Below are 13,036 nucleotides of genomic sequence, written 5' to 3' on the forward strand. Positions count from 1 at the left end.
TTCCCGTACCGTTCCATTGTGTTCATATGATCGATAATGAGCCGGAGTCTCGGATTCGCTGCAAAGGGGCCCGATATGGTGTCGGGCATGTCTCAGTCACACCCTCGGATCAGCAAGGCTGTCATCCCCGCAGCCGGCCTCGGCACCCGGTTCCTGCCGGCCACCAAGGCCACTCCCAAGGAGATGCTGCCGGTCGTCGACAAGCCGGCGATCCAGTACGTGGTCGAAGAGGCCGTCTCCGCCGGCCTCGACGACGTCCTCATGGTGACGGGCCGCAACAAGCGCCCGCTGGAGGACCACTTCGACCGCAATTACGAGCTGGAGTCCGCCCTTCAGAAGAAGGGCGACGCCGACCGCCTCGCCAAGGTCCAGCAGTCCAGCGACCTGGCCACCATGCACTACGTCCGCCAGGGCGACCCCAAGGGCCTCGGTCACGCCGTGCTGTGCGCCGCCCCGCACGTCGGCGACGAGCCCTTCGCCGTCCTCCTCGGCGACGACCTGATCGACCCGCGCGACCCCCTGCTGCAGCGCATGATCGACATCCAGCGCCGGTACGGCGGCAGCGTCGTCGCGCTCATGAAGGTGGCCCCCGAGCAGATCCACCTCTACGGCTCCGCCGCGGTGGAGACCACCGCGGACGCCGACGTCGTCAAGGTCACCGGCCTGGTCGAGAAGCCCGCCGCCGAGGAGGCGCCGTCCCACTACGCCATCATCGGCCGCTACGTCCTCGACCCGGCCGTGTTCGACATCCTGCGCAAGACCGAGCCCGGCCGCGGCGGCGAGATCCAGCTCACCGACGCCCTCCAGCAGCTCGCGACGGACGAGGGGATCGGCGGCCCGGTGCACGGCGTGGTCTTCGAGGGCCGCCGCTATGACACCGGCGACCGCGGCGACTACCTGCGTGCCATCGTCCGGCTCGCGTGCGAACGTGAGGACCTGGGACCGGAGTTCCGGACCTGGCTCCAGCGATACGTCACCGAGGAGATGCAGCAACGTTGAGTACCGCCGCGCCCCGCACCGCAGGCCCGGACCGCCTCTGGTCGGTCGACGAGCACCTGGACGACATCCTCGCGACCGTCCGGCCCCTCGAACCCATCGAGCTGAACCTCCTCGACGCCCAGGGCTGCGTCCTGGTCGAGGACGTCACGGTGCCGGTCCCCCTGCCCCCGTTCGACAACAGCTCCATGGACGGGTACGCGGTGCGGGTCGCGGACGTCGCCGGCGCGAGCGAGCAGTACCCGGCGGCCCTCGAGGTCGTCGGGGACGTCGCCGCCGGCGCGGCCGACCTCCTCCACGTCGGCCCCGGCCAGGCCGCCCGCATCATGACCGGCGCCCCGCTCCCGCCCGGCGCGGAGGCCGTCGTCCCGGTCGAGTGGACCGACGGCGGCCTCGGCGAGGGCCCGGCCACCGGGATGCGCGCCCGCAGCCTGGCCCCCGAGGGCGCCACCGGGCAGGTGAACGTGTACCGCCCGGCCGAGGCGCGCGCGCACGTGCGCGCCCGGGGCAGCGACGTCAGGGCCGGAGACCGCGCGCTGGCGGCCGGCACCGTCCTCGGCCCGCCGCAGATCTCCCTGCTCGCCGCGATCGGCCGCGGCACCGTGCGGGTGCGCCCGCGCCCGCGCGTGGTGGTGCTCTCCACCGGCAGTGAACTCGTCCAGCCCGACGAGGAACTGCGCCCGGGTCAGATCTACGACTCCAACAGCTTCGCCCTCACCGCCGCCGCACGGGACGCCGGCGCGATCGCCTACCGCGTGGGCGCCGTCGCCGACGACGCCACGACCCTGCGGGACACCATCGAGGACCAGTTGGTGCGCGCCGACCTCATGGTCACCACCGGCGGTGTGAGCGTCGGGGCGTACGACGTCGTCAAGGAGGCGCTGTCGTACGCGGCGGACGAGGACGAGCCCGGCAGCGGCGTCGACTTCCGCAGGCTCGCCATGCAGCCGGGCAAGCCGCAGGGCTTCGGCTCCATCGGCCCCGACCACACCCCGCTGCTGGCCCTGCCCGGCAACCCGGTCTCCAGTTACGTCTCCTTCGAGCTGTTCGTCCGTCCCGCCATCCGCACCCTGATGGGCCTGACGGACGTCCACCGGCCGAGGGCCCGCGCGAAGCTCACCGCCGACCGGGCGCTGGCCTCCCCCCGGGGCCGCCGCCAGTTCCTGCGCGGCCGGTACGCCGACGGCACGGTGACGCCCGTGGGGGGCGCCGGCTCCCACCTGGTGGCGGCGCTCGCGCAGGCGAACGCGCTGATCGTGGTCGCCGAGGACGCCGAGTCCGTCGCGCCCGGCACCGAGGTGGAGGTGGTCCTGCTCGGCTGAGCGCGGCCGGTTGGCGGTACCGTGTCGCGCACAGCAGGCCCGTGCGCCGCACCGCGCCGGGCCAGGACCGGGAGCGCCACACGATCATGACCGTGCCTTCCCGGGGGGAGACCCCCGGTTCCTCCGAGCAGTCCCGCCTGACCCACATCGACGAGGCGGGCGCCGCCCGCATGGTCGACGTGTCCGGCAAGGACGTCACCGCGCGCACCGCGCGGGCCACCGGCCGCGTCCTCGTCTCACCGCGCGTGATCGAGCTGCTGCGCGGCGAGGGCGTCCCCAAGGGCGACGCGCTGGCCACCGCGCGGATCGCGGGCATCATGGGCGCCAAACGCACCCCCGACCTGATCCCGCTCTGTCACCCGTTGTCGGTCTCCGGTGTGAAACTGGACCTGTCGGTCGCGGACGACGCCGTGGAGATCGCGGCGACGGTGCGGACGACGGATCGCACGGGCGTCGAGATGGAGGCGCTCACCGCGGTCTCCGTCGCCGCGCTCACCGTGATCGACATGGTCAAGGCGGTCGACAAGGAGGCGGTCATCACGGACGTACGGGTCGAGGAGAAGACGGGCGGAAAGTCGGGCGACTGGAGCAGGGCATGAGCTATCGCGCGCTCGTCGTCACCGCCTCCAGCCGGGCCGCCGCCGGCGTCTACGAGGACAAGGGCGGCCCGCTGGTCGCGGAGGGGCTGCGGCGCTTCGGTTTCGCGGTCGACGGCCCCCGGGTGGTCCCCGACGGCGACCCCGTGGAGGCCGCCCTGCGCGCGGGCGTCGACGCCGGGTACGACGTCGTCGTCACCACCGGCGGCACCGGCGTCTCGCCCACCGACCGCACCCCCGAGGCGACCCGCCGGGTCATCGACCACGAGGTCCCCGGCATCGCGGAGGCCATCCGGGCGTACGGCCGGGACAAGGTGCCCACCGCCGCCCTCTCCCGGGGGCTCGCCGGGGTCGCGGGCCGGACCCTGATCGTCAACCTCCCCGGGTCCGGCGGTGGGGTGAAGGACGGTCTCGCGGTCCTGGAGCCGCTGCTGGGGCACGCCGTGGACCAGCTGCGCGGCGGGGACCACCCCAGGCCGGACGCCACGGGCGGGGGTGCGAGCTGAGCACCCCGCACTGGCCGGCCGAGCTGGTGGACGGCGACATCGTCCTCCGGCCGATAAGGCTGCGCGACCAGAAGGCCTGGCGCGAGATCAACCGGCGCAACCGCGACTGGCTGCGGCCCTGGGAGGCGACCATCCCGCCGCCCACGCCCAGCGGCCCGGTCATCCACCGGCCGACCTACCGCCAGATGGTCCGCCACCTGCGCTCCGAGGCGAACGCGGGCCGGATGCTGCCGTTCGTCATCGAGTACCAGGGCCGCCTGGTCGGTCAGTTGACGGTCGCCGGGATCACCTGGGGCTCGATGTGCTCGGGCCACATCGGCTACTGGGTGGACGAGGCGGTGGCCGGCCGGGGAGTGGTGCCGACGGCCGTGGCGATGGCGGTGGACCACTGTTTCCGCACCGTCGGACTGCACCGTATCGAGGTCTGCATTCGCCCCGAGAACGGACCGAGTCGCAGGGTCGTGGAGAAACTCGGATTCCGGGAGGAGGGACTGCGCCCCCGTTATCTCCACATCGACGGCGCCTGGCGCGACCACCTCGTCTTCGCGCTCACGGTGGAGGAGGTCCCCGACGGTTTGCTCGCCCGGTGGAGGCGGGCACGCTCCGGGGGGCGGGCCGGCCGTGAACGGCGCGATCCGGGAATCCCGCACAGCTCCGGAAATTGAATAAACGTTCGAATTAAAGGGGAAGGCGACCGCCTTCGGACGCGGAATTCCCGCTTCGGGCGGGCCCCTGATCGCATCGGTCACAAGAAAAGTTCGAAATATCAGCCGGATCGTGCGACACACCGGCCCAATTGGCGTATGGCCCCGTGCAAACCCCTCTACGGTGTGAGACGTGAGCAGCAGCGGCCTCATCTACGCAGTCATCGTCGGGGCCTGGGCCGCCTACTTGGTGCCGATGTGGCTCCGTAGGCAGGACGAGCTGAACGAGGCCCGTCCGACGGAACGCTTCAGCACCGCCATCCGATTGCTGTCCGGACGGGCGGGCATGGAGCGCCGGTACGCCAAGGACCTGCGGGCGCGCTCCGCCGACGAGGGGGAGCCGAGCGTCCACGACCCGGACGCGGTCACCGACTCGGTGGACGTCCGGGCCTTCGCCGTGTCCCAGACCCGCCCGCAGACCCAGGTGCCCGCACCGCCGGCCCCCGTGGAACGGCCGGAGGCGGCGCCCGGCCGGCCTCCGCACGAACGCGTGGAACGGCGGACGCCCGAACCGGCCGCCGCGCGGGGACGGGTGCCGGCCGCCCGCCGCGGACCGGACGCCCAGCGGGCCCGGGCGGCGCAGGCCGCCGCCGCACGCGCCCAGCGCTCCAAGGCGCTCGCCCGCCGCCGGCGCACCACCATGATGCTCTTCGCCGCCTTCACGCTCGGCGCGATCGTCGCGGCGGTCGGCGGGCTGGCCTTCCTCTGGGCGCCCGGCGTACCGGCCGTACTGCTGAGCGCGTACATCGCCTACCTCCGCTCCCAGGAGCGCCGCCGCTTCGCCTACCAGATGGACCGCCGCCAGGCCGAGGCCGCCGCACAGCGGCTGCGCGAGCGGGAACGCCAGCCGCGCCGCCGCCCGTCCGTCGAGGAGGCCGACCCCGACGAACCGGAGGGACCGGAAGCGGGGACCGACACCGACCCGGGCCTGACCGCGCTCGCCGCGGACCGGCGGGCGCTCGTCGAGCAGACCGACCACGCCGAGTGGGTGGACCAGCAGCGCGAGCGGGAGCGGCGGCCCGGCCAGGGCGGCGACAGCTGGGACCCGGTCCCGGTGCCGCTCCCCACGTACGTGACCGCCCCGGTCGCCCCCCGCGCCACGGGCGAGGTGGACCTCGGCGCCCCGGACACCTGGAGCTCGGCCCGCTCCAGCGCGGTACCGGTGGACGAGGCGCAAGGCCCGGCCGACGACGAGGCGGACCCGGACCCGGAGGCTCCCGCCGACGACCGCAGCGACGCCCGCCGGGCCGCCTCGGCCCGCCGCTCCCGCGAGCGTGGACGCACCCCTCTCTTCGACCAGTACGAGGACGGGGAGCGCCCGAAGGCCGCCAACGAGTAGCGCCGGGCCAACGGATTTCCGAGCACCCCGATCGGGATGCTAAAGTTTCACTCGTTGCAAGGGCCTGTGGCGCAGTCCGGTAGCGCACCTCGTTCGCATCGAGGGGGCCAGGGGTTCAAATCCCCTCAGGTCCACTGCACAAGGCCGTTCGTGGGTTAGCCCGGGAGCGGTTAGCGAGATCCCGATCAGACGGTCACCGTCGGGTCGGGATCTCGTCGTTTCAGGCGTGGTGAGTACGCAAGTCCGCCCACCTGCCCGCTGGGGCGACGCCCTCCGGATGGTCGGTCACGGGCCGCGGCCCGTATCGGTGGGTTCATGACGGCGTATCACCCCACCGTGATCCACCGCCCGATGATCTCCGAAGACGGACCCTGGTCGGTCGGACGGGGCGGGAGGCGCCACCTCCCGCCCGGCCATGCCGAAAGGGACGCATGGTGGGAGTCACGTCACTCACGTACCGGTGAAGCGCGATTCGCGACGCAGAACGCACGAGGCTGCGGTGTCGGGCCTGGCCGCGTCGGCGAAGCCTCGTCCTCGACCAGCGTGGGAGCGACGCGCACGTGGTCTCTCAGGGTTCATCCGCTGGCCGTGACGCCGGCCCGGTCAGCCCGTGCAACAGCAGATCCGTGAGGGTGTCGATGACGTGCTGGTCGTCTTCGTCGCCGGGGGGCGTGAGCACGGCGTAGTTGAGGGTGACGAGCATCGCGCCTATCGCCGCCGCGATGAACTCGGGGTCGCCGGGCAGCTGGTGTCCGCGCTCGACCAGGTACTCCAGATGCTCCCGAATGGTTCCCGTCTGCTCGCGCAGGTCGCGCCAGGCCCGGCCCGTGCCGGGGTCGTCGGCCACCATCGCCTGAAACAGTGCGAGCGTGACCGGGCGGTTCTGCCGCATCACCCTCCACGCGACACCGACGTGGTCGCGCAGCTGGTCGCGGTCGGTCAGGTCGTGATCGCGGGGGTGCTCCAGGCCGACCATGCGCTCGTCGATCGCCTCCTCCATCTCGGCGAGGAGCGCCTGGAGCAGCTCGTCCTTGCCGGCGAAGTGCTCGTAGAACGAGCCGGTCGAGCGTCCGGCCGCGGCGGTGATGTCGGTGATCTTCGTATTGAGGTAGCCGCGGTCGTTGAACAGCCCTCGCGCCGCGTCCAGCAGCGCGGCACGGGTCTGGGCCGCCCGGACTTTTCGACTGGCGGTACTCGCCTGCGGCATGTCGTCCTCCATCGACCGTTGACAGACGTCAGCGTATCGGAACACACTTACGCTGAATCAGCATTCAGTGAAACTCAATTCAGGGAGGCAACGTGCGGACGATCGTGATCGGTGGCGGGGTGGCCGGACCCGCCATCGCCCTTGCACTGCAGCGGATCGGTCACGACGTGACCGTCTACGAGGCGTACGAGGTTCCGGTCGAGGACGTCGGCGCCCACTTCAGCCTGGCGGTCAACGGCCTGCGCGCACTGGAGAAGCTGGGCTGCTTACGCGACGTGCAGGCGGCCGGATTCCCCGTCGACCGGATGCGGTTCTACACGGCGGGCGGCCACCTCTTGGGCGACGTGCCACGCCTTCGTCGCGATGCCGACCCGATGCGCAGCATCTCGCTCCAGCGTGGACGGCTCGTGGCGGTCCTGCGGCGCGCGGCGCTCGACGCGGGCGCGCAGATCGTCACCGGCGAACGCCTGGTGGACGCCACGGAGTCGGCGAACAGTGTGGTGGCAGAATTCGCCTCCGGCCGGCGCGACACCGCGGAGCTGCTCGTGGGTGCCGACGGCATCTGGTCGACCGTGCGCGGACTGATCGACTCCTCCGCGCCGCGCGCGGAGTACGCGGGGCTCTACGGGGTCGCCGGAATCTCCAACCTGACGGGTCTCGAGCCCGGCGTCTGGAACCTCACCTACACGCGCAACGGTGCCTTCGTGTACACCGGCATCGACGAGCAAACCCAGTGGTGGACGGCGCAGATCGGGGATCCGGTCAAGCCCGACCTGCGAGGCGTCGACGACGCGCAGTGGCTACGGCGCGTCACCGAGCTGTTTCCGGAGGCAACGCCGAGGGCCCTCCTTGCAGCCGCGACGTCGGTGGTCGCGTCCGGCCACCTGAGCGTCTGCGACCCGATCCAGAAGTGGCACAGTGGGCGCATGGTCCTGGTCGGCGACGCCGCCCACCCTGTCGGCGTCGGCCACGGCGCCTCGATGTGCGTCGAGGACGCACTGGAGCTCGCGGCGGCGCTGAGCAGTGCCCCGACCGTCCCGGCGGCACTCAAGGCCTACGACGAGGCACGCCGCCCGCGCATCGACAAGCTGCTCAAGCACGGGCACAACGCCCGTGAGAGCAAGCGGCCCGGCGCCGTGAAGCGACAGATCAACGCGGCGAAGATGCGCGTACTCCTCCCGTTCTTCGAACGGGCGCAGGGATACCTGTACGACTATGAGCCGCCTTCCCTGTCCGCCGTAGGCGGATCACCGTCCGCCACGCGCTAGACGGTCCGTGGGCCCGACGCCTCGCTCGTGAAGACGGACGCGGGTTGCCGGCGACGGGTGTCGGCAGGGCCTCGTTCACAGGGAGGCGCCGGTGCACATGGAGCGTACGAGTGCGGGGTTGGACGCTCACGTCCGTCCGGTGGTGGCGTGGGCGATCGACGGGTGCAGCGGGACTGCGCGGAGAACGGCCCTGGCTCGCATCCGGAAGCGACCGTGCGTCGTCCAGACCCTGGACGCGCGGCTCGCGGGCCGGCCACGAGAAGCATGACGTCCCGTCCGAGGGGGTCGGACGGGGCGTCCGTGACGGACACGGCGCAAGACCGTACCGACCGACCCGAACGGATGACAACCCGGTGTGGTGCCGCATCGAGGACGATGCGGCACCACACCCGTCGAGAAGGAGGAGCAGTTGCTGAAATCGCGGGTGAGGAAGAACCTGGCCATTGGGCTGGTGATCACGGTCGTCATCGCGGCGCTGTCGGTGGTTGTCGCGGACGACGGCAGCAAGGCGGAGGAGTTCAGGAAGTCGCTGATCGTGGGCTTATCGGTGACGGGGACAGTGACAGGGGGCACCTGGTTGCTGCAGCGGAGGCGTTCGGCACCGTGACCGGCGCCCGGGCACCGGCCCTGTGGTTGCCGGCGCCGCAACGGCATCACCTTGTCGGCAAGACCTGTCCTGCGTGGTGAGGCGGACGAGGCGTTCGTAGCAGCACAGGGCGGCGGCGAGCCCGAGGAGGGCCAGGTGTCCGACGCGCTTGCCGCGCAGCCACCCCCGCAGGTGAGGCGCGTCGTGGGCTTTGCCGGCGCGCAGACGCTCCCGTGTCGGCCGGATGCCGGACGCCCCCGGCTCGGGATCGGCCGGGGGCGTGGTCTCGACGGGGGCGGGTCAGCCGACCGTCCACTTCTGGTGGGCGGCGCCGGTGCACGTCCAGATCTGCAGGGGCGTGCCGTCGGCGGAGGAGCCGCCCCTGGCGTCCAGGCACTTGTCCGCACCGATGTTGGTCAGGTCGCGGGCGGAGGTGTGGGTCCACTGCTGGGCCTTGGTGCCGTTGCAGGTGTGGAGCTGCACGGGCGTCCCGTCCGCGGTGGAGCCGCCCCGTACGTCGAGGCACTTGCCGAGGGCGCGTACGGTGCCGTCGCCGCCCAGGGTCCACTTCTGCGCGTCGACGCCGGTGCAGTCGTGCAGCTGGATCGGGGTCCCGTCCGCGGTCGAGGCGCCGGCGACGTCGGCGCACATGCCGCCGACGCCCTTGACGGCGCCGGTCCGGGTGGCGCCGCCGTTCCCGGAGGAGCCGCCGGGGGCGGAGACGCGTACGTAGTCGATGGTCATCGTCTGGGGGAAGGCGGTGGAGGCGTTCGGGCTGCCGGGCCAGTCGCCGCCGACGGCGAGGTTGAGGATGAGGAAGAACGGGTGGTCGTAGACCCACTTCTTGCCGCCCAGGTCGGCCGGGGTGCGGGTCTGGTAGGTCTGCCCGTCGACGGACCAGGTGATCTTCTCGGGGCTCCAGTCGACCGCGAAGACGTGGAAGCCGTCGGCGAAGGCCGCGCCGCCCGGGAGCGTGTACGCGGCGCCGATGCCGCCGCCGCCTGAGTAGCCGGGGCCGTGGACGGTGCCGTGCACGATCCCGGGTTCGTAGCCGACGTTCTCCATGATGTCGATCTCGCCGCTGCCGGGCCATCCGGCCGTGCCCAGGTCGTCGCCGAGCATCCAGAACGCGGGCCACATGCCCTGACCGCGGGGCACCTTGATGCGCGCCTCGAAGCGACCGTAGGCCTGGGTGAAGGTCTTGGCGGTGTTGAGGCGGGCGGAGGTGTACTGGCAGGGGCCGTACCAGCACTGGAGCCCGGTGTCGGTGTTCTTGCGGGCGGTGATGACGAGGTTGCCGTTGCCGTCGAGGGCGGCGTTGTCCCTGCTGTCGCGGTAGTACTGCAGCTCGTGGTTGCCGTTGCCGCTGCCGCCGGTCTCCAGCGTCCACTTGCCGGGGTCCGGGGCGCTGCCGGCCGGGCCGTCGAACTCGTCCGACCAGGTCGGCGCGGCGGTGGCGGCGTCGGCCCGGTCGGCGGACGGCCCTGTGGTGAGGAAGGCGAAGGCGGCGACGACCGCGGTGGAGACCAGCAGGACGAGCCCGCCGAGCGACCACCGCCGTGCGCGATGAGCGGCCATGACTGAACACACCTTGTCTGTGGGGAAGTTCCGTGGGGGGAGTGGGGGGAGGCGGAACGTGGGGAAGCCCCGATGCTACGGACGGTTGACAGCGCAACCAACTGTCCGGTTTGCGCTTCAACCGGCTCTGAGCTGGGGTTATTTGACGTCATAAGGACTACGGCCGATCGCTTAACGAGCGTTTAAGGCCGACTTAAGCGGGCGGAGGCGGAACGGTCCGGCAGCGCTCGGGCGGCGGTCCGTCGCTCCCTCGCGTACTCGGGTGTCCGCCGGCGCCACCGGATCGCCGTATGAGTACGCGCGCTCATGACCGGGCGGGGGGCCGCTTCCTACCGTGGCCCGCATGGATACGGATGCGGTCTCCGACGCTCCCCCGGCCACGAAGGGATCGGGGTGCTTCGCCGGCTGCGCGGTCGTGCTGCTCCTCTTCCTCGGCCTGCTCGGCCGGGGTGCCCGGGAACTGGACGCGTTCGAGAAGGGCCTGGACGGATCCGGGCAGCTGGAGCAGGCCGGGGCCTCGGGCGACAGGGGGGATCCGCTCGGCCCCGGTGCGACCGCCCGGTACGAGGACGGTCTGAAGGTCACGGTCGGCCCTCCGCGGCGGGAGCCCGGCGGCACGTACGGCGTGACGGTCACCTATGAGAACGGCACCGACGAGGAAGTGTCGCTCGGCGGCGCGTGCGAGACGCTCGGGGTCCGGGCGGGCGAACCCGGGGACGACGCCGTCGCGCAGGACCCGACATGGCTGAACCGGGAGGAGTGCGACTCCGCCCTCGCCCGGCCCCTCGGCGTGGACGGCACGCGCGGCGTCCCCCTCCGCCTCGAGCCGGGCGGGCGGGGGATCCCGGTCACCGTGGAGGTCGGTTGGCCCTACGGCACGTCTCGTGACACGGCGTACTTCCTGCTCGGGCCGGACTGACCGCTACAGCGCCTTGGCGTAGCAGCGGCTCTCCTCGTGGAAGCGGTAGTAGCCGAACTTCTCGCAGGGCTCGTAGCCGCTGGAGGTGTACAGGGCGATGGCCTCCGGCTGCTTGGTGCCGGTCTCCAGGACCATGCGGACGCGGCCGGCGGCGCGGGCGTCCTCCTCCAGGGCGGCCAGGATGCGGCGGGCCAGGCCCCGGCCGCGCATCTGCTCGATCACGTACATGCGCTTCAGCTCGGCGTCGCCGTCCCGGTTGCCCTCGTCGTTGGCGTCCTGCGCGCGCCAGCCGCCGGAGGCCACGGGGACGCCCGCCTCGTCGTACGCGATCAGGTAGGTGCCGTTCGGGGGCCGGAAGTCCGCCGGGTCCATGGGGGTGGCGTCGCCGCCGTCGCCGTAGCGGACGTGGTACTCGGCCTGGACTTCGGCGTCCAGCTTGACGGCGTCGGGGTGGTCGTAGGGGACCGGGCGGATTTCCATGCCGAATACCGTAAGACACGCCCGGACACGGAGTGCCGTATCGTGCCCTGATGCTCACTGTGACCTCCGTCAACGTCAATGGACTGCGGGCCGCCGCCCGGAAGGGCTTCGTGGAGTGGCTGGCCGGGACCTCCGCCGATGTGCTGTGCCTGCAGGAGGTGCGGGCGGAGGCGAAGCAGCTGCCCGAGGAGGTGCGGGAGCCCGAGGGGTGGCACGTCGTGCACGCTCCCGCCGCCGCCAAGGGGCGTGCGGGAGTGTCGCTGTACTCCCGGCGTGAGCCCGAGCGCACACGCATCGGTTTCGGGTCGGACGAGTTCGACGCCAGCGGGCGGTACGTGGAAGTCGATCTGCCCGGGGTGACCGTCGCCTCGCTCTACCTGCCGTCCGGGGAGGTCGGGACCGAGCGGCAGGACGAGAAGGTCCGGTTCATGGACCGGTTCCTCGTCCATCTCAAGGGGCTGCGGGAGCGGGCCGCCGCGGACGGGCGGGAGGTCGTGGTGTGCGGGGACTGGAACATCGCCCACGAGAAGGCGGACCTGAGGAACTGGCGGGGGAACACCAAGAGCTCCGGGTTCCTGCCGGAGGAGCGGGAGTGGCTGTCCCGGGTGCTCGACCCGGCGGACGGCGGGTACGTCGACGTCGTGCGGGCGCTGCATCCGGACGTGGAGGGGCCGTACTCCTGGTGGTCCTACCGGGGGCGGGCCTTCGACAACGACACCGGATGGCGGATCGACTACCACATGGCGACCCCGGGGCTCGCGGCCCGGGCGGTGGAGGCCCGGGTCGAGCGGGCCGCCACGCACGCCGAGCGGTGGTCGGACCACGCGCCGGTGACGGTGGTCTACGACCGCTGACGACGGTCAGTCCCGCTTGTTCAGCCGCCGGTCCAGCGCCAGGGAGAGTTCCGCGTCCACCACGCTGCGGGCCAGCGGGCGCAGGCGGTGGAGGGACTCCTTCGGGGCGTGGCGGAGGATCAGGCCGGCGAAGAGGTCGGCCAGGGTGTCGGCGTGGGTGCGCACCTCGGCGCCGGTGCGGAGCACCTCCGCGAGCGGGATGCCCTCGCGGACCAGCGCCGACGACACGTCCAGCAGACGGCGGCTGATGTGGACGATCTCCTCGCCGTCGACGCCGAGGTAACCGAGGTCCAGGGCGGCGGCCAGGTTCTCCGGGGTGACCTCGCCGGCGAAGTGGTCGGCGAGCTCCTCGGGGGTGAGGCGGACCGGGGTCTCCTCGGTGGGGGTGTCCACGCCGAGGAGGTCGCCGACGTCCCGGCCGTGGTCGAAGGCCTCGGCGAGTTCCGCTATGCCGTTCAGGGTGTGGCCGCGTTCCAACAGCGCCGTGATCGTGCGCAGCCGGGCCAGGTGCTGGTCGTCGTACCAGGCGATGCGGCCCTCGCGGCGCGGTGGCGGGATCAGCTTGCGTTCGCGGTAGAAGCGCAGCGTGCGCACCGTGATGCCGGCCAGCCGGGCCAGTTCGTCCATGCGGTACTCGCGCCGCTCGCCGGGTCCTCCGCTGTCTTCTGCCACGCCTGCAGC

Annotated in this window: 14 protein-coding genes and 1 tRNA gene; 11 read left to right on the top strand and 4 right to left on the bottom strand. The window is 72.1% G+C overall.

Annotation, left to right across the window (positions count from 1 at the left end; all coding sequences use genetic code 11):
* The first annotated feature begins 87 nt into the window (after nt 1-87).
* The 7 genes from galU (at nt 88) to ABTY20_RS15920 (ending at nt 5,597) form a co-directional block, all read left to right on the top strand.
* Nucleotides 88-999, top strand: coding sequence for a UTP--glucose-1-phosphate uridylyltransferase GalU (gene galU, locus ABTY20_RS15890; RefSeq protein ID WP_351997598.1), 912 nt, complete (start codon nt 88-90; stop codon nt 997-999).
* Nucleotides 996-2,318 (top strand): molybdotransferase-like divisome protein Glp, encoded by a 1,323-nt coding sequence (gene glp / locus ABTY20_RS15895; RefSeq protein WP_351997599.1) that lies wholly within the window; start codon nt 996-998, stop codon nt 2,316-2,318. Before galU ends, glp begins: the two co-directional genes overlap by 4 nt.
* A gap of 86 nt (nt 2,319-2,404) precedes the next feature.
* Nucleotides 2,405-2,917, top strand: coding sequence for a cyclic pyranopterin monophosphate synthase MoaC (gene moaC / locus ABTY20_RS15900; protein WP_351997600.1), 513 nt, complete (start codon nt 2,405-2,407; stop codon nt 2,915-2,917).
* Nucleotides 2,914-3,420, top strand: a complete 507-nt coding sequence (locus ABTY20_RS15905; protein ID WP_351997601.1) for a MogA/MoaB family molybdenum cofactor biosynthesis protein — start codon at nt 2,914-2,916, stop codon at nt 3,418-3,420. The genes moaC and ABTY20_RS15905 overlap by 4 nt, the downstream gene beginning before the upstream one ends.
* 26 nt (nt 3,421-3,446) lie before the next feature.
* Nucleotides 3,447-4,085 carry a GNAT family N-acetyltransferase gene (locus ABTY20_RS15910; protein ID WP_351997602.1) on the top strand — a complete coding sequence of 213 codons (639 nt, stop codon included), beginning with the start codon at nt 3,447-3,449 and terminating at the stop codon, nt 4,083-4,085.
* A gap of 172 nt (nt 4,086-4,257) precedes the next feature.
* Entirely contained in the window at nt 4,258-5,463 is a 1,206-nt protein-coding gene (gene sepX, locus ABTY20_RS15915) for a divisome protein SepX/GlpR (RefSeq protein ID WP_351997603.1), read from the top strand.
* Nucleotides 5,464-5,523: 60 nt separating this feature from the next.
* Nucleotides 5,524-5,597: transfer RNA gene (locus ABTY20_RS15920), tRNA-Ala, on the top strand.
* 434 nt (nt 5,598-6,031) lie between these two features.
* Here ABTY20_RS15920 and ABTY20_RS15925 read toward each other — a convergent pair.
* Nucleotides 6,032-6,682, bottom strand: coding sequence for a TetR/AcrR family transcriptional regulator (locus tag ABTY20_RS15925; protein WP_351997604.1), 651 nt, complete (start codon nt 6,680-6,682; stop codon nt 6,032-6,034).
* An 80-nt stretch (nt 6,683-6,762) separates the two neighbouring features.
* Between ABTY20_RS15925 and ABTY20_RS15930 the strand changes: the two genes are divergently transcribed.
* Nucleotides 6,763-7,938: an FAD-dependent oxidoreductase gene (locus ABTY20_RS15930; protein ID WP_351997605.1), complete on the top strand. Its 1,176-nt coding sequence runs from the start codon at nt 6,763-6,765 to the stop codon at nt 7,936-7,938.
* 409 nt (nt 7,939-8,347) lie between these two features.
* Entirely contained in the window at nt 8,348-8,545 is a 198-nt protein-coding gene (locus ABTY20_RS15935) for a hypothetical protein (protein WP_351997606.1), read from the top strand.
* Between the two features lie 279 nt (nt 8,546-8,824).
* Here the strand turns inward: ABTY20_RS15935 and ABTY20_RS15940 are convergent, their stop codons facing one another.
* On the bottom strand, nt 8,825-10,102 hold the full coding sequence (locus ABTY20_RS15940) for a family 16 glycosylhydrolase (protein ID WP_351997607.1): 1,278 nt from the start codon (nt 10,100-10,102) through the stop codon (nt 8,825-8,827).
* A 343-nt stretch (nt 10,103-10,445) separates the two neighbouring features.
* Between ABTY20_RS15940 and ABTY20_RS15945 the strand changes: the two genes are divergently transcribed.
* On the top strand, nt 10,446-11,021 hold the full coding sequence (locus ABTY20_RS15945) for a hypothetical protein (protein WP_351997608.1): 576 nt from the start codon (nt 10,446-10,448) through the stop codon (nt 11,019-11,021).
* Nucleotides 11,022-11,024: 3 nt separating this feature from the next.
* Here ABTY20_RS15945 and ABTY20_RS15950 read toward each other — a convergent pair whose 3' ends face one another.
* The gene (locus tag ABTY20_RS15950; RefSeq protein WP_351997609.1) at nt 11,025-11,501 is read right to left on the bottom strand and encodes a GNAT family N-acetyltransferase; all 477 of its coding nucleotides are present in this window, start codon (nt 11,499-11,501) and stop codon (nt 11,025-11,027) included.
* 50 nt (nt 11,502-11,551) lie between these two features.
* Between ABTY20_RS15950 and ABTY20_RS15955 the strand changes: the two genes are divergently transcribed.
* Complete coding sequence (locus ABTY20_RS15955; protein WP_351997610.1) at nt 11,552-12,355, top strand: exodeoxyribonuclease III; 804 nt, start codon at nt 11,552-11,554, stop codon at nt 12,353-12,355.
* A 6-nt stretch (nt 12,356-12,361) separates the two neighbouring features.
* Here ABTY20_RS15955 and ABTY20_RS15960 read toward each other — a convergent pair whose 3' ends face one another.
* Nucleotides 12,362-12,982 (bottom strand): MerR family transcriptional regulator, encoded by a 621-nt coding sequence (locus tag ABTY20_RS15960; RefSeq protein ID WP_351997638.1) that lies wholly within the window; start codon nt 12,980-12,982, stop codon nt 12,362-12,364.
* Nucleotides 12,983-13,036 lie beyond the last annotated feature (54 nt).

It is taken from the genome of Streptomyces sp. NPDC126497, assembly GCF_040302425.1.
Taxonomy (GTDB): domain Bacteria; phylum Actinomycetota; class Actinomycetes; order Streptomycetales; family Streptomycetaceae; genus Streptomyces.